The sequence below is a fragment of the Alcanivorax sp. VBW004 genome (genome assembly GCF_009718865.1).
Lineage (GTDB): Bacteria > Pseudomonadota > Gammaproteobacteria > Pseudomonadales > Alcanivoracaceae > Alcanivorax.
In genome coordinates, this window is the sequence record NZ_WNHC01000001.1 from 1,664,534 (window position 1) to 1,681,192 (window position 16,659).

General features: G+C 61.1%; 17 protein-coding genes and 1 tRNA gene. 7 read left to right on the forward strand and 11 right to left on the reverse strand.

The genetic code is table 11. From position 1 onward, the window contains the following. Positions 1 to 176 precede the first annotated feature (176 nt). From F1529_RS07685 to F1529_RS07705, 5 genes are all read right to left on the reverse strand, one after another. Positions 177 to 1,136, reverse strand: a complete 960-nt coding sequence (locus F1529_RS07685; RefSeq protein WP_007149324.1) for a ribose-phosphate diphosphokinase — start codon at positions 1,134 to 1,136, stop codon at positions 177 to 179. A gap of 75 nt (positions 1,137 to 1,211) precedes the next feature. After that, positions 1,212 to 1,287, reverse strand: a tRNA-Gln gene (locus F1529_RS07690). A gap of 20 nt (positions 1,288 to 1,307) precedes the next feature. Then, on the reverse strand, positions 1,308 to 2,234 hold the full coding sequence (ispE, locus tag F1529_RS07695; protein ID WP_370456973.1) for a 4-(cytidine 5'-diphospho)-2-C-methyl-D-erythritol kinase: 927 nt from the start codon (positions 2,232 to 2,234) through the stop codon (positions 1,308 to 1,310). After that, positions 2,231 to 2,818 carry a lipoprotein insertase outer membrane protein LolB gene (gene lolB, locus F1529_RS07700; protein ID WP_007150623.1) on the reverse strand — a complete coding sequence of 196 codons (588 nt, stop codon included), beginning with the start codon at positions 2,816 to 2,818 and terminating at the stop codon, positions 2,231 to 2,233. Before lolB ends, ispE begins: the two co-directional genes overlap by 4 nt. Beyond that, positions 2,815 to 4,515 carry a tetratricopeptide repeat protein gene (locus tag F1529_RS07705; protein WP_155133431.1) on the reverse strand — a complete coding sequence of 567 codons (1,701 nt, stop codon included), beginning with the start codon at positions 4,513 to 4,515 and terminating at the stop codon, positions 2,815 to 2,817. The genes lolB and F1529_RS07705 overlap by 4 nt, the downstream gene beginning before the upstream one ends. A gap of 221 nt (positions 4,516 to 4,736) precedes the next feature. Here F1529_RS07705 and hemA point away from each other — a divergent pair, with 221 nt between their 5' ends. From hemA to F1529_RS07725, 4 genes are all read left to right on the forward strand, one after another. Continuing rightward, positions 4,737 to 6,011: a glutamyl-tRNA reductase gene (gene hemA / locus F1529_RS07710; protein ID WP_007148964.1), complete on the forward strand. Its 1,275-nt coding sequence runs from the start codon at positions 4,737 to 4,739 to the stop codon at positions 6,009 to 6,011. A gap of 48 nt (positions 6,012 to 6,059) precedes the next feature. After that, positions 6,060 to 7,145 carry a peptide chain release factor 1 gene (prfA, locus tag F1529_RS07715; RefSeq protein WP_007150265.1) on the forward strand — a complete coding sequence of 362 codons (1,086 nt, stop codon included), beginning with the start codon at positions 6,060 to 6,062 and terminating at the stop codon, positions 7,143 to 7,145. Positions 7,146 to 7,150: 5 nt separating this feature from the next. Next, a complete protein-coding gene (prmC, locus tag F1529_RS07720) occupies positions 7,151 to 7,978 on the forward strand; it encodes a peptide chain release factor N(5)-glutamine methyltransferase (protein WP_155133434.1) in 828 nt (275 codons plus the stop codon). A 97-nt stretch (positions 7,979 to 8,075) separates the two neighbouring features. Further along, entirely contained in the window at positions 8,076 to 8,831 is a 756-nt protein-coding gene (locus F1529_RS07725; protein WP_155133437.1) for a molybdopterin-synthase adenylyltransferase MoeB, read from the forward strand. Here F1529_RS07725 and F1529_RS07730 read toward each other — a convergent pair. The 6 genes from F1529_RS07730 to gatC all read right to left on the reverse strand — a co-directional run bounded on the left by F1529_RS07730 (position 8,816) and on the right by gatC (position 13,997). Then, positions 8,816 to 8,956: a hypothetical protein gene (locus F1529_RS07730; RefSeq protein ID WP_155133440.1), complete on the reverse strand. Its 141-nt coding sequence runs from the start codon at positions 8,954 to 8,956 to the stop codon at positions 8,816 to 8,818. The two genes, F1529_RS07725 and F1529_RS07730, sit on opposite strands and share 16 nt — an antisense overlap. 66 nt (positions 8,957 to 9,022) lie before the next feature. Continuing rightward, a complete protein-coding gene (locus tag F1529_RS07735) occupies positions 9,023 to 9,805 on the reverse strand; it encodes a cyclic nucleotide-binding domain-containing protein (protein WP_155133443.1) in 783 nt (260 codons plus the stop codon). Positions 9,806 to 9,937: 132 nt separating this feature from the next. Beyond that, on the reverse strand, positions 9,938 to 10,750 hold the full coding sequence (locus tag F1529_RS07740) for a crotonase/enoyl-CoA hydratase family protein (protein WP_155133446.1): 813 nt from the start codon (positions 10,748 to 10,750) through the stop codon (positions 9,938 to 9,940). Then, positions 10,747 to 12,222, reverse strand: a complete 1,476-nt coding sequence (gene gatB, locus F1529_RS07745) for an Asp-tRNA(Asn)/Glu-tRNA(Gln) amidotransferase subunit GatB (protein ID WP_155133449.1) — start codon at positions 12,220 to 12,222, stop codon at positions 10,747 to 10,749. The genes F1529_RS07740 and gatB overlap by 4 nt, the downstream gene beginning before the upstream one ends. Then, positions 12,219 to 13,679, reverse strand: a complete 1,461-nt coding sequence (gene gatA / locus F1529_RS07750) for an Asp-tRNA(Asn)/Glu-tRNA(Gln) amidotransferase subunit GatA (RefSeq protein WP_155133452.1) — start codon at positions 13,677 to 13,679, stop codon at positions 12,219 to 12,221. The genes gatB and gatA overlap by 4 nt, the downstream gene beginning before the upstream one ends. A gap of 30 nt (positions 13,680 to 13,709) precedes the next feature. Continuing rightward, positions 13,710 to 13,997 (reverse strand): Asp-tRNA(Asn)/Glu-tRNA(Gln) amidotransferase subunit GatC, encoded by a 288-nt coding sequence (gene gatC, locus F1529_RS07755; protein ID WP_155133455.1) that lies wholly within the window; start codon positions 13,995 to 13,997, stop codon positions 13,710 to 13,712. A gap of 230 nt (positions 13,998 to 14,227) precedes the next feature. Here gatC and F1529_RS07760 point away from each other — a divergent pair, with 230 nt between their 5' ends. The 3 genes from F1529_RS07760 to mreD are packed head-to-tail and all read left to right on the forward strand — an operon-like array spanning position 14,228 to position 16,606. Continuing rightward, a complete protein-coding gene (locus F1529_RS07760; protein WP_039927492.1) occupies positions 14,228 to 15,265 on the forward strand; it encodes a rod shape-determining protein in 1,038 nt (345 codons plus the stop codon). Between the two features lie 5 nt (positions 15,266 to 15,270). Next, positions 15,271 to 16,125, forward strand: coding sequence for a rod shape-determining protein MreC (gene mreC, locus F1529_RS07765; protein WP_155133458.1), 855 nt, complete (start codon positions 15,271 to 15,273; stop codon positions 16,123 to 16,125). Then, positions 16,115 to 16,606, forward strand: coding sequence for a rod shape-determining protein MreD (gene mreD, locus F1529_RS07770; RefSeq protein ID WP_007150669.1), 492 nt, complete (start codon positions 16,115 to 16,117; stop codon positions 16,604 to 16,606). The genes mreC and mreD overlap by 11 nt, the downstream gene beginning before the upstream one ends. Positions 16,607 to 16,659: the final 53 nt, after the last annotated feature.

The window sequence follows — 16,659 nt, forward strand, 5'->3', positions numbered from 1 at the left end:
CGATTATGGCCCTTCGGGACGCATCACGCAACTCGCGCCACGCAACAACACGACAAGTGGGGTCGGTTTCAGAACGTAAGAGGCCGCGCCCATAATTTGGTGCGCGGCCTCAAGGCGAGCAGATCAAAAGACGTGATCCGTGTTGTCGCGTGCAGCGTGAAGCGTGCTGCGTCTCCCTATACCAGCTCCAGCCGGTCGAACATGGCGCTCAGGGACTCTTCGTTGTTCACCCGGCGTACCGTCTCGGCCAGCATGGGGGCCAGGCTGAGGACGCGGATGTTGGCGCAGGCGCGGCCGGCTTCGGACAGGGGGATGGTGTCGGTGACAACCAGTTCGTCCAGGGCGCTGCTGGCAATATTGTCGATGGCCGGGCCGGACAGGATCGGGTGGGTGATGTAGGCAATCACCTTGGCGGCGCCGTGGTCTTTCAGGGCCTGGGCGGCTTTGCACAGGGTGCCGGCGGTATCGACCATGTCGTCCACCAGTACGCAGGTGCGGCCTTCCACTTCACCGATGATATGCATCACCTGGGACACATTGGCCTTGGGGCGGCGCTTGTCGATGATGGCCAGGTCGGCGTCATTGAGCTGCTTGGCCAGGGCGCGGGCACGGACTACACCGCCCACGTCCGGGGAGACCACCATCAGGTCGTCATGGTTCTGGCGTTCGATGTCCGCCACGATCAGCGGGGTGGCGTAGACGTTGTCTACCGGGATATCGAAGAAGCCCTGAATCTGGTCGGCGTGAAGATCCACGGTAACCACGCGATCAATACCAACGGCGGTGATCATGTCGGCGACCACTTTGGCGGTAATCGGCACACGGGCGGAGCGCACGCGGCGATCCTGGCGGGCATAACCAAAGTAGGGGACAACAGCGGTGATGCGGCCTGCGGAGGAGCGACGCAGGGCGTCGGCCATGACCAGCAATTCCATCAGGTTGTTGTTGGTCGGGTTGCAGGTGGATTGCACGATAAAGACGTCTTTGCCGCGCACGTTTTCCTGGATTTCCACGGCAACTTCGCCATCGCTGAACGTGCCCACATCGGCATTGCCGATCGGCAGGTTCAGGTTGTTGACCATGGCTTTGGCCAATTCGGGATTTGCGTTACCGGTGAAAACGACGAGCTTGGACACTGGCGCCCCCTGGGGTCTTGCGTCGTGAATTTGGGAACCACTAAGGGGAAGGGTAAGAGGTTCCTCAGAAGAAAATGGCTGGGGTACCAGGACTCGAACCTGGGAATAACGGGATCAAAACCCGCTGCCTTACCAACTTGGCTATACCCCAACACTCGGTCTCAGGCCCGCTTAAGCGGGTTTGCCTGAATTCTTTGTCTCTCGAAACTTCGCCAGTGTCTCTCCCAGAATCTGGTGGAGAGGAGAAGTATTACAGCTTCGAGCGACGAAACCTGTCCAGTGTTGTGGCAACTGTTGCAGCAATTGCTGCCCCTGTTGCAATCCGGTCAGGCGGGAAAAACAGCAAGCGCCTGTGCCGGTCATACGAGCATTGCCCGTATGTTGCTTGAGCCAGTCCAGCGTTTTTCCGATTTCCGGAAAGTGCCGGGTTGCCACCGCTTCACAGTCGTTGTGAAAGTCGCGGGTCAGCACCGCCTCAAGCGAGGCCGGTAATTTACTGATGGGTGTATCCCTTGTCAATTGCCGGTCGCCGAAAATTCGAGCAGTTGATACATGAATTCCGGGGTGAACGACCAAAAAAGCGTCATTTGGTAGTGTGACGGGGGAAATTTGTTCGCCGACACCTTCTGCCCAGGCACTGTGCCCCAGCACAAAGACGGGCACATCGGCGCCCAGCGCCAGACCGATATCGGCCAGCTCCGGCAGTGTCAGGCCCAGCTCCCAGAGTTGGTTCAGACCCAGCAGGGCGGTGGCGGCGTCGGAGGACCCGCCACCTACGCCGCCACCCAGTGGCAGGCGCTTGGTCAGGGTGATCGCCGCCCCCTTGTTGCTGCCGGTGTGCGCCTGCAGTGCTCTGGCGGCTTGCAGAATCAGGTTGCTGTCATCCGTGGGGAGGGCGCCCTGGTTGTTTTCCGTGTGGCATTGCAGCGACAAGGCGTCTGCCGGGGAGAATGCCAGGGTGTCGCCATGGTCGAGCAGGGCGAACACGGTCTGCAGTTGATGGTAGCCATCATCGCGGCGGCCAGTGATGTGCAGGAACAGGTTGAGCTTGGCCGGGGCCGGCAGTGTCAGTGCCGGGGCGGGTTTTGGTCGGGTCACGGGGCGCTGCTGCCGGGTTGCCAGTCCTTGATCAGCAGGGTGAAACGGTTGCTGTTCTGCTGGGCCTTGATGCGGTAGGGCAGGGCGACGCCGGCGATGGGCGCGTAGCGATCGAAGCTGAGCGACCAGCCCAGTTGCTCCAGTGAAATCAGGCGTTGCTGGTCATCGTATTCGGCATCCGCTGGTGCGCCGGGCCAGGGCAGGCCACGAGCCCAGTATTGCAGGGCAGACACGGGCAGCCAGAAGCCGGTGAGGTGCCAGGCCAGTTCGCCGGGGCTGCGGGCCTGGTAGGTTTCCTTGGTGGTGACCAGTTCCGCGCGGCCGCTATCCCAATGGAGGTCTGCGCTGCCAAAGCCCAGTGGTCCGGAAAAATGAATATCGCCCCGCTGGGGTTGTTGGCGCCAGTCAAAGGTGGCGCTGCCGCCGTCGTTGGCGGTGCGGTAGCCGAGCTTGCCGCTTATCTGCCATTGCTGGATCTGGCCGGGGTGTTCGAACTGGGCGGTCGTGGTGGGGCGTAGCTGGCAGGCGCTTAATGCCAGGGCTATCAGCGCCAGGCCAATAAGGCGGGTAAGGCTCAGGGTCACAGGCGGGCTCCGAGTTTTTCCATGACTTCGCGGATGTGGGGGGCGTCCGGGTCGCTTTCCAGGGTGTCGCGCCAGACCTGGCGGGCCTGGTTCTGGGCGCCCAGAACCCACAGGACTTCACCATAGTGAGCGGCGACTTCCGGGTCGGGGAATTTTTCATAGGCCCGGCGCAGATAGTCCCGGGCGGCTTCCGGCTCGCCGCGCTGGTACAGTACCCAGCCCATGGAATCGAGAATGGCCGGGTCGTCGGGGCGCAGCTCCAGTGCCCGGGAGACGTATTGATAGGCTTCGTCCAGACGATCGGTCCGGTTGCCCAGGGTATACCCCAAGGCATTGAGGGCGCTGGCATCGTCCGGGTTCAGGGTGATGATGCGCTTCAGGTCCTTTTCCAGCTGTGCCAGGTCGCCCACCTTTTCGGCGGTCATGGCACGGCTGTAGAGCAGCTCGGTATTGTCGGGCTGGTCACGCAGTGCGTCGTTGATCAGGGCGATGGCGCCTTGAGGGTCGCCGTTGCTGCTGCGCATTTCTGCTTCGGTGATGGTCAGGCTGTCCTGCAGTTCCGGTTGTTGCTGGGCCAGATCCTGCATCAGGGCGTGGGCCTGGCCGGCATTACCTTGCTGGTACAGCAGGCGGGCGGCTTGCACTCGCGCGCGGATGGCCTGGGGGCCACCGACTTTCAGGTAATGGTCGATGGCGCTGTCTGTGTCCATCTTCTGCTCGGCGGCCTGGGCCAGGTACAGATGAATATCGTCGGGGCGATAGTTCTGTGCGAGCAGGACGTTAAGCTGGGTCTGCGCGGCATCGCTGGCGCCAGCCTCCAGGGCAAGCAGGGCCAGCGAGAAGCGCAGGTCCAGATCCTGAGGGTTTTGCTCTGCCATGATGGTGAGTTGCTCGCCAGCCTCTTCCAGCTGGCCGGTGGCCAGCAGCATGCGAACGTAGGCGATGCGGGGGCGGCGCGCTTGCGGGTATTTGCGGACCAGCTTTTTCAGGTGGCGCAGGGCTTTTTGGGGCTCGCCGGTTTCGTAGAGCAGCTGCGCCTTGAGGAGCAGGGCATCTTCATGGCGGGGCATTAATTTGAGTGTGCGCTCGGTGGCGTCCAGGGCCGGTTCGGGCTGTTTTTCGTGTTCAAGCCACAGGGCGCGGGCGTACCAGAGAGGTGCCTGATCCGGATAGCTGTCGGTGAGCTGGGCCAGGGCCTCGACCAGTTGCAGGTTGCCTTGCTCGTCCAGGCCGCGTGCCTGGTTGACCAGACGACCCAGGGCGTCTTCGCCATGGGCGCTCAGTAACTGGTCCAGATGTCGGGTGGCCGCTGAAGTGTTGCCCAGACGAATCTCCGAGAGGATGGCCACTTGCAGGGCGTCCTCGCTGTCCGGCGTGGTGTCCAGCCAGAGTTCGCTCATGGCCAGGGCTTGCTGGGGATCTTCCAGATAGTGGGCCAGCTGGGCGGCCTGGCTGATGACGGCCGGGTCACGGGTGCTTTCCGCTGCCCGGCTGTAGTAGCCAAGGGTCACGCCCAGGGATTGGCGCTGGGCTGCCACTTCTGCCACGAGCAGGTCGGACAGGGTCTCGCTGTCATAATTCGGGGCGCTGGCCACCGGCACCGTGGGTTCCGGGGTGGGCTCAGGAGCTGGGGTCTGGCTGGCGCAGCCGTGGATCAGGAGTGCGCCGCAGAGCGGCAGAATCGCGTAACGGGTCATTAAGGTCGGTATGCCTGTTTTCTGTTTGGGCTATCATGGCACAGCGATTGGCCATTGCCCAAACCGTGAAGTGGTGTGCGCTACCATAACGGTTTGCTCTCCGGGCCGACATTGTTTTGGCAGGCGCTTTCGCGCAAAATGCCACACCCTTGCGCCCCGGCTTTTTCGGGGTTTTCGGGCTGGCCACGATCGCCCGCTGTCACTGTCGCGCACAGGAATGTATGAATCTAGTCGCTGTTGGCGTCAATCACACCACCGCGGATGTGGAGTTACGCGAACGTCTGGCGTTTTCAACGCAGCAGGCGGAAGCGGCGCTGGCCAGCTTGCGTGAGATGCCCGGTGTGCGGGAGGCTGCCTTGCTGTCTACCTGTAATCGCACCGAGCTGTATTGCCTCACTGACGACGTTTCCCCGAATTTTACCCAATGGCTGGCCTCGAGCCGTAACCTGTCCGCCGAACGGTTGTCCACGGTGCTGTATCAGCACTCCGGGGAGCAGGCGCTGGAGCACATGATGCGGGTGGCAGGCGGCCTGGATTCGCTGGTGCTGGGCGAGCCCCAGATCCTGGGGCAGATGCGTGAAGCCTATGCCCGCGCCCACGAGGCAGGCCTGCTCAATGGCGAACTGTCGCGCCTGTTCCAGGAAGTCTTTTCGGTGGCCAAACGCATTCGCACGGAAACCGGCATCGGTGCTAACCCGGTATCGGTGGCCTATGCGGCGGTTTCATTTGCGCGCCACATTTTTGCGGACCTGAAAAAAAGCCGGGCGTTGTTGATCGGTGCCGGTGAAATGATCGAGCTGGTGGCGCGTCATCTGGGCGAGCAGCAGGTGCAGGAAATTACCATTGCCAACCGCACCCAGGAACGGGCGAGCGAGCTGGCAGCGGCCGTGGGCGGCCGGGGCATCAGCCTGGAAGAATTGCCGGTGGCGCTGGAAAGTGCCGATATCCTGATTTCCTGTACTGCCGCCCCGTTGCCGATTCTGGGTAAGGGCATGGTAGAGCGGGCCCTGAAAAAACGTCGCCACCGGCCCATGTTCATGGTGGATATCGCCGTGCCACGGGATATCGAACCGGAAGTGGGCGAGCTGGACGATGTTTACCTGTACACCGTGGATCACCTGCAGGAAGCCATTCAGGAAAATGTCCGTGCCCGTCAGCAGGCGGCCCAGGAAGCCTCGGAATTGATCCGTGATGCCATTGTGCGGCATCGCCGTCAGCGTCGTGAGCAGGATGCCGTCAAGGTGTTGCGCGACTACCGTGAGCAACGCACCAGCATGGCGGAGAGTGAACTGGAAAAAGCCCTTCAGCAGTTACGCAATGGTGGCGATGCGGAACAGGTGCTGCGCAAGTTTCAGCATTCGCTGGTGAACAAGTGGCTGCATACGCCCAGTGTGACCTTGCGAAAAATGGCGGCTGATGGTCGCGCCGAAGCCCTGTTGCTGGCCCGCGAGCTGCTGCTCGAAAATCCGGGTTCCTCGTCCGAAGAAAACGAATAGCTCACCCGAATACACCCCTGAATAAAGCACTGTGCTTTAGAGGACTCTATGAAAGCGTCATTGCAAGGCAAGCTGGATAAGCTCGCAGACCGGTTCGAAGAACTGGCGGGATTGCTGTCTGACCCGGATGTGATCGGCAATCAGAACCAGTTTCGTGATTTGTCCCGGGAGTACGCGGAAATCGATCCGGTGGTGAAATGCTATCAGGCGTATCTGCAGGCTGCTGATAACCTGGACGCGGCCAGGGCCATGCAGGACGACAGCGATCCGGATATGCGCGAAATGGGCGCGGAAGAAGCCCGTGATGCCCAGGCGCGCATGGAGGAGCTTGCCGAAGAACTGCAGAAACTGATGTTGCCTAAAGACCCCCGCGACGGTGCCAACGTGTTCCTCGAAGTCCGCGCCGGCACTGGCGGCGACGAGGCGGCCATTTTTGCCGGCGATCTGTTCCGCATGTATTCCAAGTACGCCGATCAGCGTGGCTGGAAAGTGGAGATGGTCAGCGCCAGTGAGGGCGAGCACGGCGGGTACAAGGAGGTGATCGCACGGGTGATCGGTGATGGCGTCTATTCGCGCATGAAATTTGAATCCGGTGCCCACCGGGTGCAGCGGGTGCCGGCCACGGAATCCCAGGGGCGTATCCATACCTCCGCCTGTACGGTGGCGATCATGGCGGAAGCCGAGCAGTTGGGCGATATCACCATTCGCAACGAAGATCTGCGGATCGATACCTATCGCTCCTCCGGCGCCGGGGGGCAGCACGTTAACACTACCGATTCCGCGGTGCGTATTACGCACTTGCCCACCGGTGTGGTGGTGGAATGTCAGGACGAGCGCAGCCAGCACAAGAACAAGGCCCGCGCCATGAGCCTGCTCAGTGCCAAACTCTATGATGCCCAGCAGAACGCGGCCCACGCGGAGCAGGCGGCGGAGCGCAAGTCCCTGGTGGGCTCCGGTGACCGTTCCGAGCGCATCCGGACCTACAATTACCCGCAGGGCCGGGTGTCCGACCACCGCATCAACCTGACCCTGTATCGCCTGGGCGAGCTGATGGAGGGGGACATGGATGAATTGCTGGGTGCCTTGCTGGCGGAGTACCAGGCCGATCAGCTGGCCGCGCTGGGCGAGAGCTGATCACCATGCGCATTGACGCGGCCCTGCGCGATGCGCGTAGCCGGTTGAGCGACTCGCCGAGCGCCGCACTGGATGCGGAGTTGCTGCTTTGCCACGTGCTGGGCAAGCCGCGCAGCTATCTCTTTACCTGGCCCGAACGCGAACTGAGCACTGCGCAGCAGGCCGACTTTACGTCCTTGCTGGACCGCCGGGTGGCGGGCGAGCCGGTGGCGCATTTGATCGGCGAGCGGGAGTTTTTCGGCCACCTGTTTCGGGTGACCGCCGATACCCTGATTCCCCGCCCGGATACGGAAACCCTGGTGGAAAAGGCCCTGTCGCTGGATGTGCCCGCCGAGGCGCGGGTGGTGGATCTGGGCACGGGGACCGGAGCCATCGGCGTTTCCCTGGCGCTGGCGCGGCCGGAGTGGCATGTCACCCTGGTGGATCTGAGTGAGGCCGCCTTGCAGGTGGCCGCTGACAACGCTCATCGGCTGGGGGCCGCGGTGACTTGTCTGCAGGGCAGCTGGCTGTCGCCCAGCCCGGGGCCGTTTGATTTGATCGTTAGCAACCCGCCCTATATCGAGGAAAGTGACCATCATCTGGATGAAGGGGATGTGCGTTTCGAGCCCCGCTCGGCACTGGTTGCGCCCAATAACGGGTTGGCGGATCTGGCTGCCATTACTCAGCAAGCCGCCGGCAAACTGGTTGCCGGCGGTTGGCTGTTGCTGGAGCATGGCTTTGAGCAAGGTGAGGCCGTGCGTACCCTGTTGACGCAGGCCGGCTTCGTGCAGGTGGGTACGGCGCAGGATCTGGGTGGCAACGATCGGGTCACCTTTGGGCAGCACCCGGTGTAGGCGAAAGCCTGCTTGCGATCTTCAGGCTTCTGCCGTCACTTTCATAGACCGGCTTTGCGTGTCAGCGTGAAGCGTGTTGCATGCAGCGAGTCTTTTCATGTTTAACGACGAGCAACTCAATCGCTACAGCCGCCAATTGATGGTGGATGAACTGGATCTGGACGGGCAGGAGGCACTGGCAGCCGCCCGGGTATTGATCGTCGGTTGTGGTGGCCTGGCCAATCCGGCGGCGTTATATCTGGCGGGTGCCGGTGTCGGGCAGCTGGTGCTGGCGGATGACGACCGGGTGGAGCTGAGCAACCTGCACCGGCAGGTGGCCTTTCGCGGTGATCAGGTGCATCAGTCCAAGGCTGAGGCGCTACGAGATCAACTGCAACTATTGAACGCGGATGTGGACGTGCGCTCGGCGGTGGTGCGCGTGGATGATGCCTGGCTGGATGACGCCGTCACGGAGGCGACCCTGGTACTCGATTGCACCGATAACTTCGTCACTCGACAGGCCATCAACCGTGCCTGTGTGGCCCATGCCAAGCCTCTGGTCAGTGGTGCCGCTATTCGCATGGATGGCCAGTTGGCAGTGTTTGATTTGCGCGCCGCAGACAGCCCCTGCTACGCCTGTGTGTACGGGGACGGCACGGACGGTGATCTGGCCTGTAGCGAGGCGGGGATTCTCGGGCCGGTGGTCGGTGTGGTGGGAACCTTGCAGGCTCTGGCTGCCATACGAACGCTGTCCGGTGCCTCGGTGGCATCGGTGCTGCATTTGTTCGACGGCCGAACGCTGGGCTGGCGCCAGGTGGCGATTCCCCGCGATCCTCAATGCCCGGTTTGCGCGGCGCGTCAGTTGCCGGGCTGATTGTCCGTGGCGGCCGGCGTGTCCTGCATGCCTTCGGCCATGATCGGCGGGTCTTCCGCCATGACGCCAATCAGAACCAGAACAATGACCACAATCAGAAACGCCCATCCGATGAGATGTTTCATGGTGAGCCGCCCTCCCTGGGGGTTGCTGAGGTTGCGCTTTCGGGCCTGGAGGCGAACGTCGCCGGATCAGGCCGACAATTCCACCACCTGACCATTCAATGATTTTACCTGCCGGGCCATGTCTGTCAGCAGGCTGTGGATCATGCCGGGGTTGGTCCGGATCAGGTTCTTGAACTGGTGCTTGGGAACCTTGACCACCGAGCAGCGTGATTTTGCCCGCACCGTGGCGCTGCGTGGTGAATGCGTGAGCAGGGCGATGGCGCCGAGCACTTCTCCTTCGCTGACATGACCGACGACCACATTATCCACCAGCACATCCGCTTCACCTTCGAACAGGCTGAAAACATAGTCGGCGGGTTCGCCCTGGTGAATGATGATATTGCCGGGCTCAAAATAGGCGAAACCCGGTGTGGTGTGGTGCTCTTCGGGAACATGGGCGGCGAGAAGCCGTGTCAGCATGCCTTGCTGGGTGGTAAGAATCCGGGTCCACAGCCGTGCCATCTGTTCGTCGGCGAGAACCGCATCCACCAGTTCGACGGTGGGGTAGGCGGCCAGCAGCACGGAGCTTTCTGCGTAATAGGTAATTTCATCGTTGCCGGCGTCGGGGAGAATCAGGTCGCCCTCGTCCCAGGTGAACAGCTTGCGGTCCTGACAGCGCATCCCCAGCATGCCGCCTTTCACCACATAGGTGGTGTCGCGACACATGCCGTATTTCAAGGCATCGTCCGTGGGCGCCAGGGGCAGGGTTTGTGGCTGCAGCGGTAGCTGACCGATCAGTTCCTTGACGAGACGTTTGTACAGGCGGGTCAGGGCGGAAAAGCCGCCGCTGGCTTCGGCTACAGAAATCATACGCTGCCTCAATAATGGTCGGTTTCTGCATTGAGTATGCCGCAAGATCCCGAGAGGAAACAGGACTCGCTTGGCAGATCGATGAGGAGGGAAAGACACCGGGGCAAGGCGCCCCGGTGTGTGCGAATCGGTTCAGTAATCCCGTTCGCGAGGGCCGAACGTTGGCGCTTCTTTTTTCATGTTGGCCTGCATGGCGCGGCGCTGGTTTTTGCTGCGCAGCATTTTGAATTGCAGTTTGCTTTCCACGTCGAAAGCCTGGGCTTCCGGCACGTTCCAGCTTTGCTGAAACAGGGCCTTGCTGGCGCTGATGGCATCCGGTGAGCGGGTCTTGATCGCCTGTGCCAGTTTTTCAGCTTCTTCCAGGGGATCGGCTGCCACGCGGGTGACCAGGTTCATGGTTTTGGCTTCGTCACCGGTGAACAAACGCCCGGTCATGGTCAGTTCCTTGGCCACGTCCATGGGCACCAGTTCACGCAGGGTCACGGTGCCTGTCATGTCGGGAATCATGCCCCACTTGATTTCCATGATGGACATTTCGCAGTCTGGTGTGGTGATGCGAAAATCCGCTGCCAGCGCAATCTGCATGCCGCCACCGTAGCAGTAGCCGTGCAGCACGGCGATCACCGGGATGGGCAGTTCGCGCCAGCACCAGCACACTTCTTGAAAAAGATTGGTTTTCTTGATGCCGTATTTGGTGAAACTGCGCAGCAGTTTTACCGGCTGTTTCATGACGGTGCCGAAATCCAGCCCGGCACAGAATGCCTTGCCGTCGCCCTGAAGAATCACGGCGCGTAATTCACGGTCCTTGCGAATCAGGCGGGCGGTTTCCACCAGCCCTTCCATCATCGGGAAATCCAGGCCGTTATATTTATCGGGCCGGCTCAGGGTGACGTAGGCAATGCCGTCTTTCTTTTCCAGTTTTACCCGGTCATGGATCAGGCTCATTGCAGTTTCTCCTGCAACAGTTTGTTCAGTTGTTGTGGGTTGGCTTTGCCCTGTGTGGCCTTCATGGCCTGGCCCACAAAGAAGCCGATTTTTTTCTTTTTCTTGGCGTCGTCAGAGTTGCGGTAATCGTCCACCTGGGCGGCGTTGTTGGCGATGATGTCATCGACAATTTTTTCCAGTTCGCCGGTGTCGCTCATCTGTTTGAGGCCCTTGGCTTCAATGATGTCGTCCGGGTTGCCTTCGCCGGCCCAGCAGGCTTCGAATACCTGTTTGGCAATTTTCGAACTGATGGTGCCGTCTTTCAGTCGAGCAATCAGCTGGCCCAGCTGTTCGGCGCTAACCGGGCTGTCGGCAATATCTTTTTCTTCGGCGTTCAACTTGGCGGCGAGTTCGCCCATGACCCAGTTGGCGGCCAGCTTGGCGTCACCACCGGCGTTGGCGGCTGCTTCGAAGAACGCGGCAGTGGCGATGGAGCCGGACAACAGGTCTGCATCGTACTCTGACAGCTGATAGTCGTTGATGAAGCGTGCCTTGCGAGAATCCGGCAGCTCTGGCATGGCCGCTTTCAGCTCTTCGATGTCGGCATCGGTAATTGCGACGGGCAACAGGTCCGGGCAGGGGAAGTAACGGTAGTCGTTGGCGTCTTCCTTGCTGCGCATGGAGCGGGCGCTGTGTGTGTCGCCATTGTACAGGCGGGTTTCCTGAACGATTTCGCCGCCATCTTCCAGAACGTCAATCTGCCGCTCTACTTCGAGGGCGATGGCCTTTTCCATAAAGCGGAAAGAGTTGAGATTTTTGGTTTCGGTGCGGGTGCCCAGTGGCTCGCCGGGTTTGCGAACGGAAATGTTCACATCGAAGCGCATGTTGCCCTGGGACATGTCGCCATCGCAGATGCCGATGGAGGTGACGATGGCGTGCAACTTGCGGGCAAAGGCCACGGCTTCTTCGGCGTTGGCCATGTCTGGCTCACTGACGATTTCAATCAGTGGGGTGCCGGCGCGGTTCAGGTCGATGCCGGTCATGCCGTGGCCCCTTTCATCAAAGAAAGCTTCATGTAAAGACTTGCCGGCATCTTCTTCCAGATGGGCATGATGGATGCGAACGATTTTTTTCTCGCCCTCGCCACCTTGGTTGCCCTTCGGGGCCAGCTGGATTTCGACTTCGCCAGCACCGACAACCGGCTCCGCCAGTTGCGTGGTCTGGTAGCCCTTGGGCAGGTCCGGATAAAAATAATTTTTTCGTTCAAAAACACTGTGGCGGCAGATGTCGGCATTAATGGCCAGGCCGAACAGGGCGGCCTTGCGTACCGCTTCCCGGTTGACCACGGGCAGGGTGCCTGGCAGGCCCAGATCAACCAGTGAGGCCTGGGTGTTCGGTTCTGCGCCGGTGGACAGCTTGCTGCCGGAGAACAGTTTGCTGGCGGTGTTGAGCTGGACGTGCACTTCCAGACCGATAACCACTTCCCAACTCATTGTGCACCTCCAAACGCTGGCGCTTGCTTGTGCCAGTCAGTGGCTTGCTGATATTTGTGGGCCACGTTGAGAATCTGACCTTCACGGAAATAGTTACCGATGATCTGGGTGCCAGTGGGCAGGCCGTTGATAAAGCCGGTGGGCATGGACAGCGCCGGCAGGCCTGCCAGGTTAACGCCAATGGTAAAGACGTCGGCCATGTACATGCTCACCGGGTCGTCCTTTTTGGCGCCGAGTTTGAAGGCGGTTTCCGGTGCCGTGGGGCCCATCAGTACGTCCACTTTTTCAAAGGCGCGGGCGAAGTCGTCGCGGATCAGGCGACGGACTTGCTGGGCGCGGCGGTAGTAGGCGTCGTAGTAACCGGCGGACAAGGCGTAGGCACCGACCAGGATGCGGCGTTTTACTTCGTCGCCAAACCCTTCGGAGCGGGAGCGTTTGTACAGGTCTTCCAGATCTTTCGGGTCGTCACAGCGATGGCCGAAACGCACGCCGTCAAAGCGGCTGAGGTTGGCGCTGGCTTCTGCCGGGGCAATCACATAGTAGGCCGGCACCGACAGCTTGATGCTGGGCAGGGACACGGAGACGACTTTAGCGCCGAGTTTTTCCAGTTCGCGAATGGCGTCACGGCTGTTATCGGCGATGGCGCCGTCCAGGGTGTCCGGGAAAAATTCTTCCGGGATGCCGATGGTCAGGCCGCTGATATCGTCTTTCAGGGCGCCCAGATAATCGCCCACCTTTTCGTTGAGGCTGGTGGAGTCGCGATGATCGTGCCCAGCCATGGCCTGCAGCATGAGGGCACAGTCTTCGGCGCTCTGTGCCATGGGGCCGGCCTGATCCAGGCTGGATGCAAAGGCAATCATGCCCCAGCGGGAGACGCGACCGTAGGTGGGCTTGAGGCCGGTGATGTTGTTCAGGGCGGCGGGCTGGCGGATAGAGCCGCCGGTGTCGGTGCCGGTGGCGCCAGGGGCCAGGCGGGCGCCGAGACAGGCCGCGGCGCCGCCGGAGGAGCCGCCGGGAACCCGTTCCAGGTCCCAAGGATTCTTCACCGGGCCGTAGTAGCTGGTCTCGTTGGACGAGCCCATGGCGAACTCATCCATATTGGTCTTGCCCAGCATGACGGCGCCTTCGGCAGCCATCTTTTCCACCACGGTGGCGGTGTAGGGGGCAATAAAGTTGTCCAGCATTTTCGAGCCACAGCTGGTGCGCACGCCCTCGGTGCAGAAAATGTCCTTGTGGGCGATGGGCAGGCCGGTGAGCAGGCCGGCCTTGCCGGCGGCAATGGCGGCGTCGGCGGCATCGGCCTGGGCCAGCGCCTGGGTGTCGGTGACGGTGACAAAGCTGTTGAGGTCGCCGTCGTATTGCTGGATGCGGGCCAGGAAGTGCTCGGTCAACTCCCGGGAGGAGAAGTCCCGGTTGGCCAGGCCAGCCTTGAGTTCGGTCAGGGTCTTGTTGTGCATGGTCAGTCAGTCGCCTTTATACGGTCGTCGTTACTCGATGACCCGGGGAACCAGGAAACAGCCGTTTTCGGCTGCCGGGGCAATTGCCAGTGCCTTGTCGCGGATATTGGGCTCGGTGACCACGTCGTCGCGCAGGGGCTGGGTGACGTCCAGAGGGTGGGCCATGGGGGCCACGCCTTCTACGTCAGCCTGTTGCAGTTGGTCTACCATCGCGAGGATGTCATTCAGGCGATCGGACAGGGCGTCGCTGTCCTGGGGGTCCACTTTCAGGCGCGCCAGGTGGGCCACCTGGGCAACCACCTTGGAATCAATGGCCATGGTTCTCTCCGTAGGCATCCCCCACCGAAGGCTGGCAGAGGGGAGGTATGAGGCTTGGAAGGCGCAAAAAGTACCATAGACCGCCTGTCCGGGGCCACTGTCCGCAGAGCACGCCAGCTTGCCCAATGCCCCTGCCGTTGCTAGAGTTGCGCCATCTTATGAGATGCCCGGCTTTTTCCCGCCAGGCATCGTTTTTTCGCGAAAAGTTCAGGAAACTGGCTAGGATGTCCATGATCAAGCGTATTCGGGGGATGTTCTCCACCGATTTGTCCATCGATTTGGGGACCGCAAACACCCTTATTTACGTACGTGGCCGCGGCATTGTGCTGGATGAGCCCTCCGTGGTTGCCATCCGCCACCATGGTGCACAGAAGAGTGTGGCGGCCGTTGGCGCGGATGCCAAGCGTATGCTGGGGCGTACCCCGGGCAATATTACCGCTATCCGGCCCATGAAAGACGGCGTGATCGCCGATTTCGATGTGACCGAGAAGATGCTGCAGTACTTCATCAAAAAAGTGCACGACACCGGATTCTTCCCGCCAGCGCCCCGGGTGCTGGTGTGTGTGCCGTGCAAGTCCACCCAGGTGGAGCGCCGTGCCATTCAGGATTCCGCCTATGGGGCTGGCGCCCGTGATGTGTATTTGATTGAAGAACCCATGGCGGCGGCTATTGGTGCCGGCCTGCCGGTGGAAGAAGCCCGCGGTTCCATGGTGGTGGATATCGGTGGTGGCACCACTGAAATTGCCCTGATTTCCCTTAATGGCGTGGTGTATTCTGAATCCGTACGTATTGGCGGCGACCGTTTCGACGAAGCGATCGTGGCGTTCGTGCGCAAGGAATATGGTTCGCTGATCGGTGAATCCACCGCTGAACGTATCAAGCACGAAATCGGTACGGCCTACCCGGGTGCTGAAATCCGTGAAATTGATGTGCGTGGCCGGAACCTGGCCGAAGGGGTGCCGCGCAGCTTTACCCTGAATTCCGAAGAAATTCTGGAAGCCTTGAAAGAGCCGCTGGCGGCCATCGTCAATGCGGTGAAAAATGCTTTGGAAGCCTCCCCGCCGGAACTGGCCTCGGATATTGCCGAGCGTGGTCTGGTGATCACGGGTGGTGGTGCCCTGTTGCGCGATATCGATCGTTTGCTGTCGGAAGAAACCGGCCTGCCGGTGATTGTTGCCGATGATCCGTTGACCTGTGTGGCCCGAGGTGGCGGCAAGGCGCTGGAGCTGATGGACAGCCAGGGCTTTGACATGCTGGCCATGGGTTAACTCCCATGGTGGCCCCGGCCAAACCCTCCTACCGACTCATTATCGCGTTGGTCCTGGCTGTCGTCATGATGGTGCTGGACCAGCGTACCCCTTGGGCTGCGCCCGTGCGCCATGCACTGGGCTACCTGACGGCGCCCATTCATTACCTCGCCCACTTGCCCGTGGACAGCGGTGAATGGCTTTCTGAACAGACCCAAAGCCGCGGCACCCTGCTTGACGAAAACCGTCGTTTGCAGCGTCAGGCATTGATTCTGGAGCAGAAGGTGCAGCGTCTGGCGGTGCTGGAAGCCGAGAATGTGCGGTTGCGTGAGCTGCTCAATTCCTCGGCGGATCTGGATGCCAATGTGCTGGTGGCGGAAATCATCGGTGTGGATCCTGATCCTAACCGCCAGGAGATCGTCATCAACAAAGGGTCCGGGGACAATGTGTCCCGGGGGCAGGCGGTGCTCGATTCCCAGGGCCTGATTGGCCAGGTGGTGGATGCCGGCCCGCTCAGTTCCCGTGTGTTGCTGATCACCGACGCCAGCCACGCCATGAGTGTGCAGGTAAACCGTAATGGGGTGCGCGCCGTATTGGCCGGGGTGGGGCAATCCAGCGGTTTGAAATTGTTGTATGTGCCCGACACCGCAGATATCCAGGAAGGTGATCTGCTGGTCAGCACGGGCCTGGGGCAGTTATACCCCCGCGGCTATCCGGTGGCCAGCGTCACCTCGGTGAATCATCAGGCGGGCACCCCCTTCGCGCATATTGCTGCTCGCCCCACTGCGCAGCTGGATCGTGCCAGCCATGTGCTGCTGGTGCAGCCCACGCAAACCCCGGTACGTGCGCCCACCCCAGCGGAGGCCGACAATGATCAGTGATCGTCCCGCCGGCACCGGCGTTATCATCGTCACCCTGTTGCTGGCGGCACTGCTGGAAGTGATCCCGCTGCCGGCGAGCATTGATTGGGTGCGCCCGGAATGGATGCTGTTGGTGCTGGTGTACTGGGTGCTTTCCCTGCCGCATCGCATTGGTGTGTTGTGGGGCTTTTTTGTGGGGCTCTATCACGACGTGCTGGTGGGCACCACGCTGGGGCAGTGGGGGCTGGCCACGGCGCTGGGCGCCTTCGTGATGCTGGCGGCTTACAAGCGTATGCGCGTATTCACCGCGCTACAGCAGTGTGCGGTGGTCTTCCTGCTGGTGGGCACGGTGAGCCTGCTGGCGTTTCTGGTGCAGGAATCCGTGGGACGTACCCTGTACCCGCCTTACACCATTCTCTACTCTTCTGTGACCAGCGCGCTGTTGTGGCGTCCGGTATGTGCGGCGTTACGCTGGGTTCAGTTGCGATTTCTAGTACGATAAAAGCGTCGTTCGCAGTTGATAATTGATCGTTGACAGCGAAAACCCGGATTACT